Source organism: Geminicoccus harenae, assembly GCF_019800005.1.
Taxonomy (GTDB): Bacteria; Pseudomonadota; Alphaproteobacteria; order Geminicoccales; family Geminicoccaceae; genus Geminicoccus; species Geminicoccus harenae.
This window is the reverse complement of sequence record NZ_JABGCL010000023.1, coordinates 1-19,783: the sequence shown is the minus strand read 5'-3', so window position 1 is coordinate 19,783 and position 19,783 is coordinate 1. Positions and strand designations below refer to the sequence as shown.

The following is a 19,783-nucleotide window of genomic DNA, read 5'->3' as shown; positions in this document are numbered from 1 at the left end:
AACTGGCAACGACAGCGTCTCGTCCGGGTTCATCGTGCTCCGCACGTGCCGACTGCGCCGGTGGAGCGCAGCGGTCCGCCTCTCACGCCACCGCGTCCCAGACCGGCGAGAACGCGAAGTCGCAGATCCGGTAGTTGGTGGAGCGCAATGCGGAGATCTGCGCCATCTCGTCAGGCGTGAGCTCGAACTCCAGCACCTTCAGGTTGCTCTTCGCGTTCTTCTCCGAGCTGGTGCGCGGGATGGCGGCGACACCTTCCTGCTGGATCAGCCAGCGCAGCGTCACCTGGATCGGGTTCGTGCCGTGGGCGTCGGCGATCTTCTTGATCACCGGATCGTCCATGACCTTGCCGCGCGCGGTCGGGCAGTGGGCGGTGGTGGCGATGCCGAGCTTCCTGTGGAAGGGCAGCAGGGCGTCCTGGGACAAATAGGGGTGGTACTCGATCTGGTTGTTCACCAGCGGGATCGGGGAATGCTCGGTGGCGAGGCGCAGGAGCGGGATGGTGAAGTTGCTGACGCCGATGAAGCGGGTCAGGCCCTTTCGCTGCGCCTCGACCAGGGCGGCGATCGTCTCGTCGAGCGGGACCGTCTTGGAGGGCCAGTGCAGGAGCAGGAGGTCCGGGGTCGTACCCAGGTTCTTCACCGACTGCTCGGCGCTGCGCAGGAAGTCGTCATGCGCGAAGTCGTCGGGCCAGATCTTGGTGGTGAGGAAGATCTCCTCGCGCGGGATGCCCGAGGTCGCGATGCCGCGGCCGACCTCGGCCTCGTTGCCGTACATGCGCGCGGTGTCGATGTGCCGGTAGCCGAGGTTGAGCGCGGTGGCGACCATGTCGGTGCCGAGGCTGCCGGTGAGCTGGTAGGTGCCGAAGCCCAGTGCCGGGATCTTCGCGCCGTTCGCCTCGATCGTGATCATCCGCCTGTCCTGTGCTCATGCTTCGGGGTGGAACGGCCGCGCCAGGGAGGCCGGCGTGTGCAGGCGGATACGGGTGGCGTCGCGCGAGATCAAGACGAGCACGATGATCGTGGCCAGATAGGGGGTCATCGCCACGAGGTTGCTGTTGATCGCGATGCCGGCCGCCTGGATCTGCAGGCCGAGGATGGTGACGCCGCCGAAGACATAGGCGCCGAGGAGCACCCGCCAGGGCCGCCAAGTGGCGAACACCACCAGCGCCAGGGCAATCCAGCCGCGCCCGGCGGTCATGTTCTCGGCCCATTGCGGCGTGTAGATCAGGGACAGGTAGCCGCCGCCGATCCCGGCCATGGCGCCGCCGAACAGGGTGGCCAGCCAGCGGATGCGCAGCACCGGGTAGCCCAGCGCGTGGGCGCTTTCCTGGTTCTCGCCGACCGCGCGCAGGATCAGGCCGCCGCGGGTGCGGTGGAGGAAGAAAGCGACGCCGGCCACGGTCAGGAGCGACAGGTAGACCAGCCAGTCATGGCCGAACAGGATGGGCCCCGCCACCGGGATGGAGCGCAGCGTCTCCGGGAAGGGCAGGGCCATGCCCGGCAGGGGGATGCCGACCCAGGACTGGCCGAGGAAGGCTGCGAGGCCAGCGCCGAAGATCGCCAGGGCCAGGCCGGTCGCGACCTGGTTGGTCATCAGGTTCAGCGCCAGGGCGCCGTAGATCGCGGCGGCACCCATGCCGGCCAGGGCCGCGGCGACGAAGCCCAGCGGGGTCAGGCCGGTCGAGGCCGCAACCATGAAGCCGACCACCGCACCGACCAGCATCATGCCCTCGATGCCGAGGTTGAGCACGCCCGCCCGCTCGGCCACCAGCTCGCCGATCGCGGCGAAGACCAAGGGCGTGCCGGCGCGGAGCGTGGCGGCGATCACGGCGATCGCGGTGGAAAGCTCGTCGCCCATCAGCGCGTCCCCCCGAGCACCAGGCGCCAGCGCACGAACGTGTCGGCGCCCAAGAGAAAGAACAGGAGCAGCCCCTGGAACACGCCGGTGATCGCGATGGGGAGCTGCAGCTCCATCTGGGCGATCTCGCCGCCCAGGTAGAACAGGCCCATGAGCAGGGCCGCGGCGATGATCCCGATCGGGTGGAGGCGGCCCAGGAAGGCCACGATGATCGCGGCGAAGCCGTAGCCGGGCGAGACCGCGGGCTGGAGCTGGCCGATCGGGCCCAGCACCTCGGCGGCCCCGGCCAGACCCGCGAGGCCACCGCTGATGAGGAAGCTGCCCCAGATGACCTTGGCCCGGCTGAACCCGGCATAGGCGGCAGCGGCGGGTGCCTCGCCGGACAGGCGGAACACGAAGCCCTGGTAGGAGCGCGCCACGAACAGCCAGGCGACCAGTGCTGCCAGCAGCGCCAGGGCGAACCCTAAGTGGAGGCGGGTGGTGTCCAGGAGGATCGGCAGGCGGGCGGGGTCGGGGAACATCGGCGACTGCGGGAAGCCGAAGCTCATCGGGTCGCGCATCGGCCCGCGCACCACGTACTGGAGGAGGAAGCCGCCGACATAGACCAGCATCAGGCTGACCAGGATTTCGTTGGCGTTGGCTTTCGTGCGCAGGAGTGCCGGGATCGCCCCCCAGACCATCCCGCCCAGGGCACCGGCCAGGAGCGGCAGGAGCCAGCCGGGCAGGCCGAAGCCGCCTTCGCCGGTGGCGAGCGCCACCCAGCTCGCGGCAATGGCCCCGACGACGATCTGGCCTTCGGCACCGATGTTCCAGACCGAGGCGCGAAAGCCGATCGCCAAGCCTACCGCACACAGGATCAGGGGCGCCACCTTCACGCCCAGTTCGCTCCACCCGTAGAGATCCTGCACCGGGCGCCAGAACATCGCGGCGAAGGCATCGGCCGGGTTCTTGCCCAGGGCCACGAACAGGATCGCCGCCACCACCAGGGTCAGGGCCACCGCGACCAGCGGGGCCAGGATCTCCAGGCTGCGCGACGGGTTGGTGCGCCTAGTGAGCCTGAGCAAGGCCGACCCCTCCCTCGAAGCCGGCCCCGCCCATCAGCAGCCCGACGCTTTCCGGCGTGAGCTGGCGGACGGGGGCGGGCGGGGAGAGCATGCCGTGGAACATCACCGCGATCCGGTCGGACAGGAGGAACAGTTCGTCCAGCTCCTCGCTGAACAGGAGCACGGAGCCGCCGCGGTCGCGCAGGGCCAGCATCTCCTCGCGGATCAGCGTGGCGGCACCCACGTCCACGCCCCAGGTGGGGTGGGCGGCGATCAGGAGCTTCGGGCCGTCATAGAGCTCACGGCCGACGATGAATTTCTGCAGGTTGCCGCCCGACAGGCTGCCGGCCTCGGCCTGGATGCCGGGCGTGCGCACGTCGAAGCGGCGCACGATCTCGGTAGCGCGGCGCTCGACGGCACCCTGGCGGATCAGCCCGGCCCGGGTCAGGCTCTGGCGCTTGCCGGTGAGCAGCGCGTTCAGCGTCAGGCTGAGCTTGGGCGCCGCACCCCGGCCCAGGCGCTCCTCGGGCACGAAGGCCAAGCCCAGTGCCCGCCGCCGCTTGGGGTCCAGGTTGCCCGCCGGCTGGCCCGCCAGCGTGATCGCCCCGGCCGGTGCGCGCGCGTCCTCGCCGGACAGGGCGCGCAAAAGCTCGCGCTGGCCATTGCCCGCCACCCCGGCCACGCCCAGGATCTCGCCGGCGCGCAGGCTGAAGCTGACCCGTTTGAGCGCCGTACCGTGCGGGTCGACCGATGGCAGCGACAGGTCCGCCACGGAGAGCACCACCGGCCCGTCGCTCTCGGCGGGCCGATGCTCGATCTCCGGCGGCGCCTTGCCGATCATCAAGGCGGCCAGGCTGCGCGCGGTCTCGCGGGTGGGATCGCAGCGCGCGACCACCTTGCCGGCACGCAGCACGGTGGCGGCATGGCAGAGCGCCTGGATCTCCTCGAGCTTGTGGCTGATGTAGAGGACCGCGCAGCCCTCCGCGGCCAGCCGGCGCAGCGTGGCGAACAGGCCGTCCGCCTCCTGCGGGGTGAGCACCGAGGTCGGCTCGTCCATGATCAGGAGGCGCGGCGACTGGAGCAGGCAACGCACGATCTCGACCCGCTGCCGCTCGCCCACCGACAGGGACCAAACCGGCGCCTGCGGGGCCACGGCCAGGCCGTAATGGCGGGACAGTTCGCGGATCCGGCCCTCCAGGTCGCTTCCGGCATTCCCTGGCTCCAGGCCCAGCGCGATGTTCTCGGCGACCGTCAGCGTCTCGAACAGGGTGAAGTGCTGGAACACCATGCCGATGCCGCGCTTGCGGGCCAGCACCGGCGAGTTCTCGACCACAAGCTCGCCCTGCCAGCGGATCTCGCCCTCGTCCGGGCGGGCCAGGCCGTAGACGATCTTCATGAGCGTCGACTTGCCGGCCCCGTTCTCGCCGAGCAGGGCCTGGATCTCGCCCGGCTGGACGGCCAGCGAGACGTCCTGGTTGGCGACGATGCCCGGATAGCGCTTGGTGATGCCCACCAGCTCCAGGAGTGGCGGCATCAGTAGGCCACCTTGTCGGCCTTCGCGATCCAGCGGTCGAAGCCCTCCTTCGCCTCGTCGGGAAGCGTGCAGGTGAAGCGCACCCGCCGCTGGTCCATCGGCACGGCCAGCTCGCGATAGAGGAACTCGTCGTCGAAGCCGATCGCACCGGCGGCCTTGTGGTCGTTGCCGTAATGGGCCGCGTCCAGCCGCGCCCAGTAGATCGCGGCAAAGCACATCGGGCAGGGCTCGCAGGACGTGTAGATCGTGGCACCCTCGAGGGAGTGGCTGCCGAGCTTGCGGCAGGCTGCGCGGATCGCCTCCATCTCGGCATGGGCGGTGGGGTCGTTCGTGGAGGTGACCCGGTTCCAGCCCTCGGCGATGATCTCGCCGTCCTTCACGATCACCGCGCCGAACGGGCCGCCTTCGCCCGCCTCCATCTTCTCGATGGACAGGCGGATGGCGCGGCGCATGGCAGTCTCGTGGTTCACGCGGGCGGCTCCTCGGGCAGGGACAGGAGCTCGGCGGCGACCGAAATGGCGATCGCGGCCGGATGCTTGTCCCGGATGGTCGGCAGGCCCATGGGGCATATCAGGCGGTCGAGCGCGGATGAAGGGTGCCCGCGCGCGATCAGGCGCCGCTCGAAGGTCCGCCGCTTGGTGGCCGAACCGATCAGGCCCAGCCAGCGCGCATCACCCCGGCGCAGGACCAGGTCGACCACGTCCAGGTCCAGGTCGTGCGAATGGGTGGTGACCACGTAGCAGGCGCCGGGCGGTGCCGCCGCCACGGTTGGGCCGGGCTCCAGATCATTGCGGACCACCAGATGCGGCCCAGGCGCCGGCAGCCAGTCCGGCCGCGGGTCGAACACCGTGATCTGCCAGGGCAGGGACGTGAGGATCCGGAGCAGGGCTTGGCCGACATGGCCGGCACCCAGCAGGACGAGCTGGCGCGCATCGGCCGGCAGAGGGTCGACGAAGGGCTCCTCAGTCGCCTCGAAGCGGAGCAGGACCCGGCCGCCGCAGCACTGGCGCAGGCTCGGGCCCAGGCTGAACTCCTGCTCGGCCGAGGCAATGCCCTCGTCCAGCATGTCGCGCGCTGCCTTGACTGCCTGCCATTCGAGCTGGCCGCCGCCGATGGTGCCCTCGATCCGCGCGCGGGTGACCTGCATCACGGCTCCTGCCGCGCGCGGCGTCGAACCCTCCGCGCGCACGATGCTGACCCGGATCGCCCGTGTCATTCAGCCGCCCGCGCCAGGTCCAGCGCCGCCGTTCGCCCGCGCAGCTCGTTCACCGCGAACAGCACCCGCTCCGGGGTGGCCGGCGCGTCCAGCCGCGGCGAGCCCCTGCCGGGCACGGCCTGGGCGATCGCGTCCTTGATCGCCTGGAAGGCTGCGATTGCCAGCATCAAGGGTGGCTCGCCCACCGCCTTGGAGCGGTGGACGCTGCGCTCCTGGTTGCGGCCGCGCTCCCAGATCGCCACGCGGAAGTCGCGCGGCAGGTCGGACGCGCAGGGGATCTTGTAGGTGGAGGGCGCGTGGCTCGCGAGCGCCCCTTCCTTCGTCCACCACAATTCCTCGGTGGTGAGCCAGCCCAGGCCCTGGACGAAGCCGCCCTCGATCTGGCCCCGGTCGATCGCCGGGTTGAGCGAGCGGCCGACATCGTGGAGCAGGTCGGCGCGCAGGATCCGGTTCTCGCCGGTCAGCGTGTCGATCACCGCCTCGCAGCAGGCAGCGCCATAGGCGAAATAGTAGAACGGCCGGCCGTGGGCCTGGTCGCGGTCGTAGTGGATCTTGGGCGTGGCGTAGTAGCCGGTGGCGGAAAGCTGGACCCGGGCCATCCAGGCTTCTTTCGCCAGCTCGCGCAGGCTCATGCGGTGCTCGCCCAGCAGGATCGCACCGTCCTGGAACACGACCTTGTGGGCCGGCACGCCGTATTTCTCCGCGGCGAACGTGGTCAGCCGCTCCTTCAGCGTCCGCGCCGCCGCCAGGGCGGCCATGCCGTTCATGTCGGTGCCGGACGAGGCGGCGGTGGGCGAGGTGTTGGGCACCTTGCTGGTGTCGGCCGCGGTGATCCGGATCAGGCCCGTCGGGATCTGCAGCTCCTCGGCGACGATCTGCTGGACCTTCACGTAGAGGCCCTGGCCCATCTCGGTGCCGCCATGGTTCAGCAGCACCGAGCCGTCGGTATAGAGCTGGATCAGGGCGCCGGCCTGGTTCAGGTGGCTGGTGGTGAAGCTGATCCCGAACTTGACCGGGGTAAGGGCGATGCCGCGCTTGAGGACCGGGCTGGTCCGGTTCCAGGCCTCGATGGCGGCGCGGCGCTCCCGATAGCCGGAGCTCTGCTCCAGCTCGTCCATGATCTCCGGCAGGACGAAGTCCTCGACCTCCATGTGGTAGGGCGTGAGGTTGCGCGGCGCGGGCCCGTAGAGATTGGCCCGGCGCACGTCCAGCGGGTCGCGGCCCAGATGCCGGGCGATCTCGTCGATTACCTCCTCGATGCCCAGCATGCCCTGCGGGCCGCCGAAGCCGCGGAACGCGGTGTTGCTGACCGTGTGGGTCTTCAGCCGCCGCGAGCGGATCCGGACGTGCGGGAAGAAATAGGCATTGTCGGCATGGAACATCGCCCGGTCGGCGATGGCCCCGGTGAGGTCTGCGGAGCAGCCGCCGCGGGCGGCCTGGCCGAAGGTGATCGCCTCGATCCGGCCGTCCTCGTCGAAGCCCACCCGGTAGTCGATGCGGAAATCGTGGCGCTTGCCGGTGAGCGTCATGTCGACGTCGCGGTCCAGGCGGAACTTCACCGGCCTGCCGGTCTTGCGTGCCAGCACCGCGGCAATGGCCGCGATCTGGTTGGCCTGGGTCTCCTTGCCGCCGAACCCGCCGCCCATGCGCCGGCACTCGACCCGGACCTTGGCGTCGATCTCGCCAAGGCAGCGCGCCACCACGTGCTGGACCTCGGTCGGGTGCTGGGTCGAGGCGTGGACGTCCATGCCGCCGTCCTCGCCAGGCGCGGCGAGCGCGATCTGGCCTTCCAGGTAGAAATGGTCCTGGCCGCCCAGGCGGAAGCTGCCTTCCAGAAAGTGCGCGGAACGTGCCATCGCCGCGTCCGGATCGCCGCGGCGCATCTCGTAGGGCAGCAGGAGGTCCAGGTTCTCAGCCAGCGCGTCCTCCAGATGGATCGCCGCCGGTAGGTCCTCGTAGTCGATCTCGGCGAGTGTGACTGCGCGGCGGGCCAGCTCGTAGCTGGTGGCGGCCACGGCGAAGACGGCCTGGCCATGGTAGTCGACGCTGTGCTGGGCGAGGGCAGGCTCGTCGAGCAGGACCGGCCCGATCTGGTTCAGGCCGGGAAAGTCGGCCCCCGTCAGCACCGCGACCACACCAGGCGCCGCGGCCACCCGGCTCAAATCCATCCGCACGATCCGGGCATGTGCGCGAGCCGACTGGCCGACCGCGGCATGGAGGCAGCCCTGCGGCTCGGGCAGGTCGTCGACATAGCGGGCCCGGCCGGTGACGTGCAGCTCGGCGGAATCGTGGGGCAGCGGGGCAGCTACTGCCTGGAGCCTGGTCATGCGGCGATCTCCAGGTCGAGGATGCGGGGGGCGTCCGCCGGTCTGGTCAGCTCCAGGAACAGCCGGCGCAGCAGGTTCTGACCGGCCTCCAGCCGGTAGGCGGCGGTGGCGCGGACGTCGTCGATCGGCTGGAAGTCCTGGCGGAAAGCGGCGCAGGCGGCCTCGATCGCGGCCTCGTCCAGCCGATGGCCGACCAGTGCCGCCTCGGCGGACGGGCTGCGCCTGGGGATGGCCGCGAGGCCGCCGAAGGCCAGGCGGGCGTCGGTGACCACGCCGTCCGCCAGGGTCAGCCGGAACGCGCCCATGACCGCCGAGATGTCCTGGTCGAAGCGCTTGCTGAGCTTGATGGCCTTGAAGACCTGGCCGTCCGCCGGCCAGGGCAGGAGGAGTGCTTCGGCGAACTCGACGGGCTCCAGCGCGGTCTTGCGGTAGGCCAGGAAGAACGTGTCGAGCGGCACGGTCCGGCGCCGGTCGCCCTTGCGCAGGACGAGGCTGGCGCCAAGCGCCAGGAAGGCCGGCGAGCCGTCGCCGATCGGCGAGGCGTTCAGCACGTTGCCGAGCACGGTGCCGGCCTGGCGGATCTGCACGCAGGCGAAGCGGCGCAGGAGTTCGCCGAGCTCGGGCCAGTGTTCGGCCAGGATCGGGTAGGCGTCGTGGAGCCGCACGGCAGCACCGATCCGGAGGCCATCGGACGTGGCATCGATCCGCTGCAGGTCAGCACAGGCGCCCAGCCAGACCAGATCGTCCAGCGCGCGCAGCGCCTTGGTGACCCAGAGGCCGATGTCGGTGCCTCCGGCGAGCAGGGTCGCGTCCGGAGTCTCCCTGAGGCAGGCAGCCAGCTCGTCGCCCGAGCGCGGCATCCGGAAGCGGCCGCCGGCGGCCCGGTAATCCGGCATCGCCTCGTCGGACAGGGCGGGTGGCGGGGCCGGCTCCAGACCGCCGGGCTCGGCAGCGGCCGCGGCGTCCAGGATCGGGCGGTAGCCGGTGCAGCGGCAGAGATTGCCGGCGATGACGTCCTCGGTCGCGAGATGTACGCCGTTCTCCGGGTCCAGCCGGTGCGCCACCAGGGCCATGACGAAGCCCGGCGTGCAGAAGCCGCACTGGGCGGCATGGTGGTCGACGAAGGCCCGCTGGACCGGATGGAGCGGCTGGCTCTCCGCCGACAGGCCCTCCACCGTGAGCACTGCCTTGCCGTGCAGGGTGGGCAGGAACAGGATGCAGGCATTGACCGCGCGCCAGCGCAGCCGCCCGTCCAGCCATTCGCCGACCGTGACCGTGCAGGCCCCGCAATCGCCCTCGGCGCAGCCTTCCTTGGTGCCGGTCAGGCGGCGGTGGATGCGCAGATACTGGAGCAAGGTCGTGGTCGGGTGGAGGTCGGTCACCTCCACTGGTGCGCCGTTCACGGTGAAGCGGATCGGAGCCATGGTCTCAGCTCCCCCGATAGGTCGAATAGGACCAGGGCGAGACCAGCAGCGGCACATGATAGTGGCCGTTCTCGGCGATGCCGAAGCGCAGCGGCACCTCTTGGAGGAACGGCGGCTCGGCCAGCGGCGTGCCGAGCCCGGCGAAGTAGCGGCCGACCTGGAACAGGAGCTCGTAGCTGCCGGTCATGAAGGCCGCCCCGTCGAGCAAAGGCTGGTCGCAGCGGCCATCCGCGTTGGTTCGCCGCTCGGTCACCAGCTCGCGGGACCCGTCCGGGCCCAGCCGGTAGAGCGAGAGCGCCATGCTGGCGGCCGGGCGGCCGTGCGCAGTATCGAGAACATGGGTGGTCAGCCGGCCCATCGTGTCTTCCCTTGCCACGCGTGAAGGGTCCTGCAAGCTCCCGGCCGTGGTCAAGCGATACCGGAGGAACGGATGCCGACAATGGCCGAGGTCGACGCCATGGACCAAGACGCGTTCGTCCGGACCTTCGGGTCGATCTACGAGCACAGCCCCTGGGTGGCCGAGGCGGCGTTCGCGCAGCGGCCGTTCCGCACCGCGGCAGCGCTGCAGGAGGCGATGGCGGCGGCGGTCCGGGCAGCGCCGGCCGGGCGCCAACTCGCCCTGATCCGGGCACATCCGGACTTGGCGGGCCGGGCGGCCCTGGCCGGCGAGGTGACTGCGGATTCGGCCAAGGAGCAGGCGTCGGCCGGGCTGGACCGGCTGACGGAAGAGGAACATGCGCGCTTCCACGCGCTCAACGACGCCTACCGGGCGAAGTTCGGCTTCCCGTTCATCATGGCGGTCAAGAGGGCAGGCAAGGCGCAGATCCTGGCCGGCTTCGAGGCGCGGCTGCCGAACGACGTGGCGACCGAGACGGTGACCGCGCTCGCGCAGATCGACCGGATCGCGGCTTTCCGGCTGGCTGAACTGATAAAGGGCTGAAGCCCTGCCGGCACTGCCGCCGCGGCGGGCAGTTAAGCATCGCATGGTGCCAAAGCAGCAGGCAGGAGTGGCGATGCCGCGCTTGTCAGCACTCGGTGGCACCGTGTTTGCTGCAACGGCCAACGGGCGCCAGGGGACCGCGAGGATGCAGGCACAAGTCCAGATTTCCGGCTCGAGCCAGTCCCAGCCTGGCTGGAGCGGCACGTTCCGCGGCTACGATCCTGGTCCGTTCTATTGCGAGATGCTGCGCTCGGCCGAGCGCTCGGCCGCGATTGCCCAGGTGGCCGGCCGGCTGGACGCCCTGCCGCTGGCGACACTGCGCGCCCGGGCCGGCGACGCCGAGACCGAGCTCTACAATCTGGGGATCACCTTCACCGTCTACAGCGACAAGGACGCGATCGACCGGATCCTGCCCTTCGACCTGATCCCCAGGATCCTGACCCGTGGCGACTGGGCGACGATCGAGCAGGGCGTGATCCAGCGCGTGCAGACGCTGAACCTGTTCCTGCACGACATCTACCACGACCAGAAATGCATCAAGGACGGGATCATCCCGGCCGACCTGGTGCTGGGCAACGCCAACTATCGCAAGGAGATGCAGGGGCTGGACCTGCCGTTCGGCACCTATGTCCATGTCAACGGCACCGACCTGGTGCGCGGCCGCGACGGCACCATGATGGTGCTGGAGGACAATGCCCGCTCGCCGTCCGGCGTCTCCTACGTGGTCGAGAACCGCCATCTGATGCTGCGCGCGTTCGCCGACCTGATGGAGAACGTGCCGATCATGAAGGTGTCCGACTACGGCCAGCGCCTGCACGAACGGCTCTCCGAGGTGGCTTCGCCGGCGATCGACGAGCCGCAGGTGGTGCTGCTCTCGCCCGGCGTGTTCAACTCCGCCTATTTCGAGCACGTCTTTCTGGCCCGCGAGATGGGCGTGCCGCTGGTGGAGGGGCGCGACCTGTTCGTCGACGACGACCGGGTGTTCATGAAGACCATCGCCGGGCCGATGCCGGTGGACGTGATCTACCGGCGGATCAACGACGACTTCATCGACCCCGAGGCGTTCAATCCGGATTCGATGCTGGGCGTGCGGGGGCTGATGCGTGCCTATGCCAAGGGCAACGTCCAGCTCGCCAATGCGCCGGGCACCGGGGTTGCCGACGACAAGGCGATCTACGCCTATGTGCCGCGGCTGGTGCGCTACTACCTGGACCAGGACGCGATCCTGCCCAATGTCGAGACGCTGATCTGTCGGGAAAAGCCGGCGCTGCAGCAGGTGGTGGACCGGCTGGGCGAGATGGTGGTGAAGCCGGTGGGCGAATCGGGTGGCTACGGCATCACCATCGGGCCCAAGGCGTCCAAGGCCGAGCTGGACGACCAGCGCGCCAAGCTGCTGGCCGATCCCGCCAACTTCATCGCCCAGCCGATGATCGACCTGTCGGTCTCGCCGACGCTCACCGAGGACGGCATCGAGCCGCGCCATGTCGACCTGCGCCCGTTCGCGGTCACCGGCAAGTCGACCTGGGTGCTGCCGGGGGGCTTGAGCCGGGTGGCGCTGCGCAAGGGTTCGCTCGTGGTCAACAGCTCCCAGGGCGGCGGCTCCAAGGATACCTGGGTGCTGCGGGAGGACATGGCATGACCCGCCTGCTCGCCCGCTATGCCGAGTGCATCTTCTGGATGGGGCGCTATGTGGAGCGCGCCGAGAACCTGGCGCGGATCCTGGACGTCCAGGAGACGTTCGCCCGCGACAGCCGGGGCGCCCATGACTGGGGCGTGGTGCTGGACATCAACGGGGACCGCCAGCGCTTCGAGGCGAAGCACGGCCAGCCGTCTGCCCAGTCGGTGCTGCGCTTCTACGTGCTGGATCGGGAGAACCCGAACTCGCTGGTGAGCGACATCTGGGGGGCGCGGGAGAATGCGCGCACGCTCCGGCCGCTGATCACCACCGAGATGTGGGTGCAGCTCAACGTCTTCTACAACCGGGTGCTCACCCTCGGCATCGACGACCTGGCCGAGGAGCGGCTCTCCAGGCTGTGCGCACAGATCAAGGACGGCTGCGACGCCCATTACGGCATCACTGCCGGCACGCTCTACCGGGACGAGGCCTGGACCTTCTACGAGCTCGGCCGGGCCATCGAGTGCGCCGACCAGACCACGCGGCTGCTGGACGCCAAGCTGTTCGCCGCCGCCCTGCGCGAGGGCGATGACGCGGCCGGCGACCTCAGCTACTGGACGGCGCTGCTGCGCTCGGCCGCCGGCTACCAGGCCTTCCGGCGCCGCCATCCGCGCGAGATCAACCAGGAGAAGGTCACGCTGTTCATGCTGTGCGACCCGTCGTTCCCGCGGTCGGTCGCCTATCACCTGGCCGCCATCGAGGAACATCTGCACCGTCTGCGCCGCCGCTACGGGCTGCGAGCGGCCAGCCGGGCGATCGAGCATCTGGACGGTCTGCGTGACGACCTGGAGCCGATCAAGGTGACCAGGGTGATCGCCGCCGGCTCGGTGCATGCGCTCGACGACTTCATCCAGCAGCGCCTGACCGAACTCACCGGCATCCTCGGCCGCGCCTTCTTCGGCTGGCTGCCGGAAGATCGCCCGGAGGGGCCGGCCAGAGCGGCATGAGTATCCGTATCGATGCAACCAAGCACAGGCGCGCCCGCATGCGCGCCTTGACCCCCGACCTGGTGAGCCGGGTTTATCGCGAGGTGCCCGATCCCGGCCACCCTGCCGACCTGGCGCTCCTGAGCGACGAGCAGTACCGGCAGATGACCGAACGGCTGCTCCGCGAGCTCCGGCCGGGCGAGCCCTTGTGGGTCTTCGCCTACGGCTCGCTCCTGTGGAACCCGACCTTCCGCCATGCCGAGGCGCGGGTCGGCACCGTGCATGGCTGGCACCGAGCCTACTGCCTGCATCTGACCCGCTGGCGCGGCACGCCGGAGGAGCCCGGCCTGATGCTGGCGCTGGACCGCGGCGGCTCCTGCAAGGGCGTGCTGTTCCGCCTGCCGGAGGCAGACCTGGGCAAGGACGTGGAGCTCCTGCTGCGCCGGGAGCTGGTCTACACCGATTCCGGCAACCGGCCGCACTGGTTCGACGTGCGCACGGCTAGCGGCACTGTCCGCGCCCTGGGTTTCGTATCCAACCGGACCTGCTCCTATTACCGGCCGGAGCCGGACCCGGACGAAACGGTCACGATGCTGGCGAGAGCCTGCGGCCATGGCGGGTCCTGCGCCGAATATCTCTACAAGACCGTGGCATCGCTCGAGCAGTACGGTATCCATGACCGGCATCTCTGGCGATTGCAGGAACAGGTGGCGCAGCGCATCCAGGGGGAAACCGGTGCCGGGATCTGAAGCGGGTTCGGCCAGCCTGAAATCGCACTAAAGAAATGCTGACGTTGCCGATCCGCCGCGATCGCGGCTAGATGTCCAGCCTCGACCGCGCAACCCTGGCTGGTGGCAGGGGAACGGAGCCGGCCCGACCGGCGTTCGGCAGCGAGACGACCGGCTGGCACCGGTCGTCGGAGGCGACGGAATGACGATGGCAGCCGCGACCAAGCACAAGCACCTGACCCTGGTCTCGCCCGAGGCGCAGGGCGACGTGTCGGGCACTCTTTGGCGACGGCTGCGCTGGGAAGCGGAGGAAGCCTGCGCCAAGTCGCCGATGCTGGCCCCGCTGTTCCTCGATTCGATCATCAACCAGCCGAGCTTCGAAGCGGCGATGTTCCACCGGATCGCCGCCCGGCTGAAGAACGACGTGATCTCCCAGCCCCTGATCCTGCAGGCCTTCCACCGGGCGTCGAGCCACGAGCCGGCGATCGCCCAGGGCCTGCAGGCCGACATCACCGCCGTCTATGACCGTGACCCGGCCTGTGAGCGGCTGATCGAGCCGTTCCTCTACTTCAAGGGCTTCCACGCCATCCAGGCGCACCGGCTGACCCACTGGCTGTGGGGGAACGGCGAGCGCGACTTCGCCCTCTATCTGCAGAGCCGGTCGTCCGAGGTGTTCCAAACCGACATCCATCCGGCCGCCAGGATCGGCAAGGGCATCCTCCTGGACCATGCTACTGGCCTCGTGGTCGGCGAGACCGCGGTGATCGAGGACGATGTCTCGCTGCTCCAGGGTGTCACGCTGGGCGGCACCGGCAAGGAGGCCGGCGACCGGCATCCCAAGGTGCGCAAGGGCGTGATGATCGGGGCGGGCGCCAAGATCCTGGGCAATATCGAGATCGGTGAGTGCGCCCGGATCGCGGCCGGCTCGGTGGTGCTCAACCCCGTGCCGCCGCGCACCACGGTCGCCGGCGTGCCGGCCAAGGCGGTGAAGGTGGCGCCCTCCTGCGACACCTCGCGCAGCGCCGACGAGATCCTGAGCGAAATGTCCTACGCAGCGTTCGACTACACGATCTGATCTTCAGCCGCGCCAGGCCAGGAGCAGGGTGCCGGCGGCGATCAGGCCGACGCCCAGCCAGCCCGCGGCAGAAAGCCGTTCGCCCAGGAACAGCACGCCCATCAGGGCGACCAGTACCACGCTGAGCTTGTCGACCGGCGCCACCTTGGCGACCTCGCCCAACTGCAGCGCCCGGAAGTAGCAGACCCAGGACGCGCCGGTGGCGAGGCCGGAGAGGACCAGGAACACCCAGCTTCGCGCCGGAACCGGCCCGTCCAGCCGCCACTTGCCGGTTGCGGCCAGGATCAGGCCCAGCGCCAGGATCACCACCGCCGTGCGCAGGAAGGTGGCGAGGTCCGGGTCGATGCCGCTCACGCCGAGCTTGGCGAACAGCGCGGTGAGCGCTGCGGCGAAGGCGGCAAGCACCGCCCAGAACTGCCAGCTCGCGGCCAGTGCCGCCATCCGTTCAGCCCGGCAGCCGGTACCATTCCCTGGCGTTGTCCCGGAAGATCCGCTGCCGCTCCTCGCGCGACAGATGCGCGGTGGCGCGATCCACGATCTCCACCCAGTCCGCATAGGGCAGGGCCAGGATCGAGACCGGCCAGTCGCCGCCGAACATCACCCGCTCGCTGCCGAACACATCCAGCGCCCTGTCCATGTAGGGCCGGATCTCCGCCTCGCGCCAGCCGGCATGGTCGGCCTCGGTGGCGACGCCGCTGAGCTTGCAGATCACGTTGGGGAAGGCGGCCAGCGCCTTGATGAAGGTCCACCAGGGCTCGACGATCCCGGCCTTGATCCCGGGCTTGCCGATATGGTCCAGGACGAACCGCACCTCGGGATGGCGCGCCACCAGTTCCAGCACTGCCGGGAACTGCCGGTGGAAGATGCACAGCTCGAAATGGAAGCCGTACTTCGGCAGGAGCGCCAGCCCCGCCTGGAAGTCCGGCCGGAGGCAGAAGGCGTCGTCCGCCTCGTTCTGCAGGAGCCGGCGCACGCCCTTGACCAGGCTGAGGCCAGCCAGCGCCTCCAAATGCGGCGCCACCTTCGCTCCGTCCTCCAGGGGCGCATGGGCGACGATCCCCGCAAGGCGCGGGTCGGTCTCGGCCATGGCGGCGATGCGCCTGGCCTCGTCCAGGCTGCGCCCCGACACGACGTCGCATTCCACGAACACCATCTGCTCGAGCTGCACGGCGCCGCGCGCCTCGTCCAGCTCGGCCAGGCCGAACGGGCGGCTCAGCGCGGGCGCGCCGGCGCACCAGTCCATCGGGATCTCGGCCGGGTCCCAGAGATGGACATGGGTGTCGATGATGGCGAAGTCGGGCACGGGTGCCTCCCCCTCTTCTTTGGTCTGCTGGCGGTTCTGCTGGAGCGTGCTCGTGGCCCAGGGCGGGTTCAGCCGTCCCAGGGCTCGATCAGGCGGTGATGGCGGTGGGTCGGGATCAGCCGGCGCGCGTCCTGGACCCGGGCGGGGTCGAGCCTTGCGGTGACCCAGCCCGGCCCCTCGCTCGCCTGCGCCACCACGGTGCCCCACGGGTCCACTACCATGGAATGGCCCCAGGACTGCCGGCCGCTGGACGGATGCCGCCCGGTCTGCGCCGCGGCCAGCACATAGGCGCCGTGCTCGATGGCACGGGCGCGCAGCAGCACTTCCCAGTGGTCCTTGCCGGTCTGCAGGGTGAACACCGACGGCACCAGGAACGCGTCGGCACCCTGGCGGGCCAGGAGCTGGAACAGTTCGGCAAAGCGCAGGTCGTAGCAGATCGTGCAGCCGAAGCGGAACCCGCCGGCCTCGAAGGCCGCCAGCTCCGTACCAGGCGCGAACCGCTCGCTCTCGCGAAAGCTCTGCCCGTCCGGCGCGGTGACGTCGAACAGGTGGATCTTGCGGTAGGTCGCGAGGATGGCACCGTCCGGCCCCACCACGACCGAGCTGTTGAAGGCGCGCCCGTCCGGGCCGGCCTCGATGAAGCTGCCGCCATGGATGGTGATGCGGTGGCGCCGCGCGAGTTCCTGCAGGAGCGTGGTGGTGGGCCCGTCCGGGATCGTCTCGGTCGCAGCGGCGCGGGCTTCCCGGCCGCCGCCGATCAGGGTGAATGCCTCGGGCAGGGTAACCAGGTCCGGGCGGTCCGCCTCGACCGCCCGCTCGATCCAGGCGGCGGCTTCCCGGCGGTTGGCGTCGGGGTCGATGTCGGCGGTGAGCTGGATCAAGGAGACGCGCATGCGTCCTCCGGTTCGGGCTCGACAAGCGGCAGGGCCGGGCGCTACGGCCGGCCGTCTTGGCGCCACCCTGGCACATCCCCGCCGGGCCGTCCAAGGGCCGGACCCGGACTGATGCCCACCACGGTGTTCCTCGTCGTCATCCTAGCGGCAGGGCTCCATGCGAGCTGGAACGCGCTGGTCAAGACCGGCGGCGATCCGGAGCTGCGCCTGGCGCTGGTCGGGCTGGTGATCTCGGCGATGATGCTGCCGCTCTGCCTGCTGGTGCCGCCGCCCCCGGCGGCCGCCTGGCCGTGGCTGCTGGGCTCGCTCGCCTCGCACCTGCTCTATTACGAGCTGCTGGCGCGCGCCTACCGGCTGGGCGACCTGTCCCAGGTCTACCCGGTGACCCGCGGCCTGGCCCCGCCGGTAGCCGCCCTGCTCGCCTGGCTGATCCTGGGCGAAGGGCTGGAGCCGGCGGGTATTGCCGCGGTCGTGGTGATCGGCCTCGGCATCGTGGCGCTGGCCGCGGCGGGCCCGGGCGGCAGCATGGCCGGCCGGCGGGCACTGGTGCCGGCGGTCATGAACGCCTGCGTGATCGGCGGCTACACGATCTGCGACGGGATGGGGGCCCGAACCGCCGGCGACGTCTGGAGCTACGTGGTCTGGCTGTTCGTGCTGGACGGGCTGCCGTTCGCGACGCTGGTGCTGGTGCGGCGCCAGGGGGCGCTCCTGCGGGCGGTGCTGCTGCTCTGGCGGCCGGCCCTGGTCGCCGGGGCCATGTCGCTGTCCGCCTACGCCCTGGTGATCTGGGCGATGACCCGGGCACCGATCGCCTATGTCTCCGCCCTGCGCGAGACCTCGGTGGTGCTGGCGGCCTGGATGGGCACGCGCCTGCTCCACGAGCCGTTCGGCCGGCGCCGCATCGCCTGCGCAGCATTGGTGGCCCTGGGTGTCGCCGCCCTGCAGCTGAGCCGGGTGCGCTAGCCGGGCATGGCCTCGCGTGCGGCCAGTGGCTGGCGCCGGCACTGGCGGGGTTTCGCCTGCGTGCGCCGGGGGGTAGGACTGGCCGCATGAACGTCCTGCCAGTCAGCCAGAAGCCGCGCGGGGTTTCCTTGAGCCGCAACCTCGCGGTCCTGGCGCTGTGCCAGGCGCTGTTCTTCGTCGCCAACACCGTCACCATCAGCACCTCGCCGCTGGTGGGCCTCGCCCTGGCGCCGAGCCCGGTGCTGGCCACCGTGCCGCTCGGCGTCCAGTTCATGGGCACCATGGCGGCGACTCTGCCGGCTTCGCTGCTGATGGGCAGATATGGCCGGCGGCCCGGGCTGATGCTGGGCTGCCTGATGGGCGTCCTGTCCGGCCTGTGCGGCTACCTGGCGATCATGCGTGCCGACTTCCTGCTGTTCTGCCTGGCGGGTGTGCTCTACGGCGTGTTCTCGGCGTTCTGCCAGTATTTCCGCTTCGCGGCGGCCGATGCGGCCGACGCGTCCTGCTGCGGCGGCGGCAGTCATGCCGGGCGCGACCCGGGGCCGCTGCGTGCCCGGGCGATCGGCTGGGTGCTGGCCGGCGGCACGCTCGCGGCGGTGGCGGGGCCGGAGCTGGCCAAGGCGACCCGCGACCTGTTCGCCCCCATCATGTTCGCCGGCAGCCAGCTCGCCGTGCTCGCGGTGGCCGGGCTCGCCTGCCTGATCCTCCTGGCGCTCGACGTCCCGGTGCTGCAGCCGCGCCAGTCAGGCAATCCCGGGCGCTCCCTGCCCGAACTCGCCGCCGATCCGGCGATCCGTCGCGCCTTCGCCATCGCGCTGGTCGCCTATGTCTCCATGAACCTGCTCATGACCGCCACCCCGCTCACCATGCTGGACTGCGGCTTCGGCTTCGATGCCAGCGCAAGCGTCATCCAGTGGCACGTGGTCGGCATGTTCGCGCCGAGCTTCGTCTCGGGCGGTCTGGTAGCGCGGTTCGGTGCCGGGCGCGTGGTGCTGGCTGGTGCGGCCACCATGCTGGCCTGCATCGGCGTGACCCTGCTCGGCCAGGAGTTCGGCAATTTCGCCGCCGGCCTCCTGCTGCTCGGGGCCGGCTGGAACCTGATGTTCGTCGGCGCCACCACCATGCTGACCGGCGCTTACGCGCCCGCGGAGAAGGCGCGGGTGCAGGGGCTGCACGACCTCCTCCTGTTCACCTGCGTGGCTGCGTCTGCCAGCCTGTCCGGTGCCCTGCAGGCGACGATCGGCTGGCAGGCGATGAACCTGGCGATGCTGCCGGGCCTGCTCCTGGTGGCATTCCTGACCATCGGCCCGGCACGCGCCGCCCGCACCACCTGACAGCCTGGCGCCGCCCGTGCCGACCGGTGGCTTACGGTCGGCGGCGCCATGCAACGGCGCCGTTCGTTCGCAAGTCTTGCCGCCGGTCAGATGGGCAGGGGAACGGCCACCATGGTGGGCGCAGCGGAGCCGGGTTCCGCCGGGTCACCTCCGTATCCCGCGCCCCGATGCCGGATGCAGGATCAGCCTGCCGCCCATGTCCCAGAAAGCGGCCCCGCGATTGGGGGGTGCTGCGTGGTTTTTAGCGCCCGGCTCGGCACCGGCGGCCGGGAAGGTGGCTGCGGATCGGCGATGAGGACAGCGTTCCCGGGGGCTGCCACCAGCCGTCCAGAGATTGGACCAGCCGAGCGCCAGCGGGCTGCAACGCACCCATGCTCACGGCATCCCGTTCAGCAACAGGCCTTCATTGACTGTCGGCAAAGTCGCTGACCGGTCACGCGATGCGCCGCAGCATGATCCGACTCATGGCGGCATGGATCATCGCCACGCCGGTTTCGGGCAGCCGCTCATAGTCCCGGGCAAGGCGACGTGAGCGGGAGGGCCA

The 19,783-nt window shown here is 70.3% G+C and carries 19 protein-coding genes; 7 read left to right on the top strand and 12 right to left on the bottom strand.

The window, feature by feature from the left end:
* Window positions 1-82: 82 nt before the first annotated feature.
* The 9 genes from HLA95_RS19445 to uraH are packed head-to-tail and all read right to left on the bottom strand — an operon-like array spanning window position 83 to window position 9,760.
* Window positions 83-910, bottom strand: coding sequence for an aldo/keto reductase (locus tag HLA95_RS19445; protein ID WP_191060516.1), 828 nt, complete (start codon window positions 908-910; stop codon window positions 83-85).
* A 15-nt stretch (window positions 911-925) separates the two neighbouring features.
* Window positions 926-1,858 (bottom strand): ABC transporter permease, encoded by a 933-nt coding sequence (locus HLA95_RS19440; protein WP_191060517.1) that lies wholly within the window; start codon window positions 1,856-1,858, stop codon window positions 926-928.
* The gene (locus HLA95_RS19435) at window positions 1,858-2,922 is read right to left on the bottom strand and encodes an ABC transporter permease (RefSeq protein ID WP_191060518.1); all 1,065 of its coding nucleotides are present in this window, start codon (window positions 2,920-2,922) and stop codon (window positions 1,858-1,860) included. The genes HLA95_RS19440 and HLA95_RS19435 overlap by 1 nt, the downstream gene beginning before the upstream one ends.
* The gene (locus HLA95_RS19430) at window positions 2,906-4,435 is read right to left on the bottom strand and encodes an ABC transporter ATP-binding protein (RefSeq protein WP_222184229.1); all 1,530 of its coding nucleotides are present in this window, start codon (window positions 4,433-4,435) and stop codon (window positions 2,906-2,908) included. The genes HLA95_RS19435 and HLA95_RS19430 overlap by 17 nt, the downstream gene beginning before the upstream one ends.
* On the bottom strand, window positions 4,435-4,905 hold the full coding sequence (locus HLA95_RS19425) for a nucleoside deaminase (protein WP_223861756.1): 471 nt from the start codon (window positions 4,903-4,905) through the stop codon (window positions 4,435-4,437). Before HLA95_RS19425 ends, HLA95_RS19430 begins: the two co-directional genes overlap by 1 nt.
* On the bottom strand, window positions 4,902-5,651 hold the full coding sequence (gene xdhC, locus HLA95_RS19420) for a xanthine dehydrogenase accessory protein XdhC (protein WP_191061951.1): 750 nt from the start codon (window positions 5,649-5,651) through the stop codon (window positions 4,902-4,904). The genes HLA95_RS19425 and xdhC overlap by 4 nt, the downstream gene beginning before the upstream one ends.
* Complete coding sequence (gene xdhB / locus HLA95_RS19415; protein WP_191061403.1) at window positions 5,648-7,978, bottom strand: xanthine dehydrogenase molybdopterin binding subunit; 2,331 nt, start codon at window positions 7,976-7,978, stop codon at window positions 5,648-5,650. The genes xdhC and xdhB overlap by 4 nt, the downstream gene beginning before the upstream one ends.
* Window positions 7,975-9,402, bottom strand: a complete 1,428-nt coding sequence (xdhA, locus tag HLA95_RS19410; RefSeq protein WP_222184227.1) for a xanthine dehydrogenase small subunit — start codon at window positions 9,400-9,402, stop codon at window positions 7,975-7,977. The genes xdhB and xdhA overlap by 4 nt, the downstream gene beginning before the upstream one ends.
* A gap of 4 nt (window positions 9,403-9,406) precedes the next feature.
* Entirely contained in the window at window positions 9,407-9,760 is a 354-nt protein-coding gene (gene uraH, locus HLA95_RS19405) for a hydroxyisourate hydrolase (protein ID WP_191062604.1), read from the bottom strand.
* An 81-nt stretch (window positions 9,761-9,841) separates the two neighbouring features.
* On the opposite strand from uraH, the gene uraD reads away from it, so the two are divergent.
* From uraD to cysE, 5 genes are all read left to right on the top strand, one after another.
* The gene (gene uraD, locus HLA95_RS19400; protein ID WP_255592092.1) at window positions 9,842-10,342 is read left to right on the top strand and encodes a 2-oxo-4-hydroxy-4-carboxy-5-ureidoimidazoline decarboxylase; all 501 of its coding nucleotides are present in this window, start codon (window positions 9,842-9,844) and stop codon (window positions 10,340-10,342) included.
* A 145-nt stretch (window positions 10,343-10,487) separates the two neighbouring features.
* Window positions 10,488-11,981 carry a circularly permuted type 2 ATP-grasp protein gene (locus HLA95_RS19395; RefSeq protein ID WP_191059948.1) on the top strand — a complete coding sequence of 498 codons (1,494 nt, stop codon included), beginning with the start codon at window positions 10,488-10,490 and terminating at the stop codon, window positions 11,979-11,981.
* A complete protein-coding gene (locus HLA95_RS19390; RefSeq protein WP_191059949.1) occupies window positions 11,978-12,964 on the top strand; it encodes an alpha-E domain-containing protein in 987 nt (328 codons plus the stop codon). Before HLA95_RS19395 ends, HLA95_RS19390 begins: the two co-directional genes overlap by 4 nt.
* Window positions 12,965-13,002: 38 nt before the next feature.
* Window positions 13,003-13,692, top strand: a complete 690-nt coding sequence (locus HLA95_RS19385) for a gamma-glutamylcyclotransferase (protein ID WP_191059950.1) — start codon at window positions 13,003-13,005, stop codon at window positions 13,690-13,692.
* Window positions 13,693-13,879: 187 nt separating this feature from the next.
* The gene (gene cysE / locus HLA95_RS19380; protein WP_191059954.1) at window positions 13,880-14,746 is read left to right on the top strand and encodes a serine O-acetyltransferase; all 867 of its coding nucleotides are present in this window, start codon (window positions 13,880-13,882) and stop codon (window positions 14,744-14,746) included.
* 3 nt (window positions 14,747-14,749) lie between these two features.
* Here the strand turns inward: cysE and HLA95_RS19375 are convergent, their stop codons facing one another.
* The 3 genes from HLA95_RS19375 to HLA95_RS19365 all read right to left on the bottom strand — a co-directional run bounded on the left by HLA95_RS19375 (window position 14,750) and on the right by HLA95_RS19365 (window position 16,942).
* Window positions 14,750-15,187, bottom strand: coding sequence for an EamA family transporter (locus tag HLA95_RS19375; protein WP_191059951.1), 438 nt, complete (start codon window positions 15,185-15,187; stop codon window positions 14,750-14,752).
* 4 nt (window positions 15,188-15,191) lie between these two features.
* Entirely contained in the window at window positions 15,192-16,049 is an 858-nt protein-coding gene (locus HLA95_RS19370; RefSeq protein WP_191059952.1) for an amidohydrolase family protein, read from the bottom strand.
* Window positions 16,050-16,117: 68 nt separating this feature from the next.
* Complete coding sequence (locus tag HLA95_RS19365) at window positions 16,118-16,942, bottom strand: carbon-nitrogen hydrolase family protein (protein WP_191059953.1); 825 nt, start codon at window positions 16,940-16,942, stop codon at window positions 16,118-16,120.
* Window positions 16,943-17,053: 111 nt separating this feature from the next.
* Between HLA95_RS19365 and HLA95_RS19360 the strand changes: the two genes are divergently transcribed.
* Entirely contained in the window at window positions 17,054-17,905 is an 852-nt protein-coding gene (locus HLA95_RS19360; RefSeq protein WP_222184223.1) for an EamA family transporter, read from the top strand.
* Window positions 17,906-17,991: 86 nt separating this feature from the next.
* Window positions 17,992-19,239, top strand: coding sequence for an MFS transporter (locus HLA95_RS19355; protein ID WP_222184221.1), 1,248 nt, complete (start codon window positions 17,992-17,994; stop codon window positions 19,237-19,239).
* Window positions 19,240-19,783 lie beyond the last annotated feature (544 nt).

Bases quoted from the DNA above. Each gene is read 5' to 3' on its own strand.
- HLA95_RS19445 (WP_191060516.1), bottom strand. From the start codon at position 910: ATGATCACGATCGAGGCGAACGGCGCGAAGATCCCGGCACTGGGCTTC.
- HLA95_RS19440 (WP_191060517.1), bottom strand. From the start codon at position 1,858: ATGGGCGACGAGCTTTCCACCGCGATCGCCGTGATCGCCGCCACGCTC.
- HLA95_RS19430 (WP_222184229.1), bottom strand. From the start codon at position 4,435: ATGCCGCCACTCCTGGAGCTGGTGGGCATCACCAAGCGCTATCCGGGC.
- xdhC (WP_191061951.1), bottom strand. From the start codon at position 5,651: ATGACACGGGCGATCCGGGTCAGCATCGTGCGCGCGGAGGGTTCGACG.
- xdhB (WP_191061403.1), bottom strand. From the start codon at position 7,978: ATGACCAGGCTCCAGGCAGTAGCTGCCCCGCTGCCCCACGATTCCGCC.
- xdhA (WP_222184227.1), bottom strand. From the start codon at position 9,402: ATGGCTCCGATCCGCTTCACCGTGAACGGCGCACCAGTGGAGGTGACC.
- uraH (WP_191062604.1), bottom strand. From the start codon at position 9,760: ATGGGCCGGCTGACCACCCATGTTCTCGATACTGCGCACGGCCGCCCG.
- uraD (WP_255592092.1), top strand. From the start codon at position 9,842: ATGGCCGAGGTCGACGCCATGGACCAAGACGCGTTCGTCCGGACCTTC.
- HLA95_RS19395 (WP_191059948.1), top strand. From the start codon at position 10,488: ATGCAGGCACAAGTCCAGATTTCCGGCTCGAGCCAGTCCCAGCCTGGC.
- HLA95_RS19390 (WP_191059949.1), top strand. From the start codon at position 11,978: ATGACCCGCCTGCTCGCCCGCTATGCCGAGTGCATCTTCTGGATGGGG.
- HLA95_RS19385 (WP_191059950.1), top strand. From the start codon at position 13,003: ATGCGCGCCTTGACCCCCGACCTGGTGAGCCGGGTTTATCGCGAGGTG.
- cysE (WP_191059954.1), top strand. From the start codon at position 13,880: ATGGCAGCCGCGACCAAGCACAAGCACCTGACCCTGGTCTCGCCCGAG.
- HLA95_RS19375 (WP_191059951.1), bottom strand. From the start codon at position 15,187: ATGGCGGCACTGGCCGCGAGCTGGCAGTTCTGGGCGGTGCTTGCCGCC.
- HLA95_RS19365 (WP_191059953.1), bottom strand. From the start codon at position 16,942: ATGCGCGTCTCCTTGATCCAGCTCACCGCCGACATCGACCCCGACGCC.
- HLA95_RS19360 (WP_222184223.1), top strand. From the start codon at position 17,054: ATGCCCACCACGGTGTTCCTCGTCGTCATCCTAGCGGCAGGGCTCCAT.
- HLA95_RS19355 (WP_222184221.1), top strand. From the start codon at position 17,992: ATGAACGTCCTGCCAGTCAGCCAGAAGCCGCGCGGGGTTTCCTTGAGC.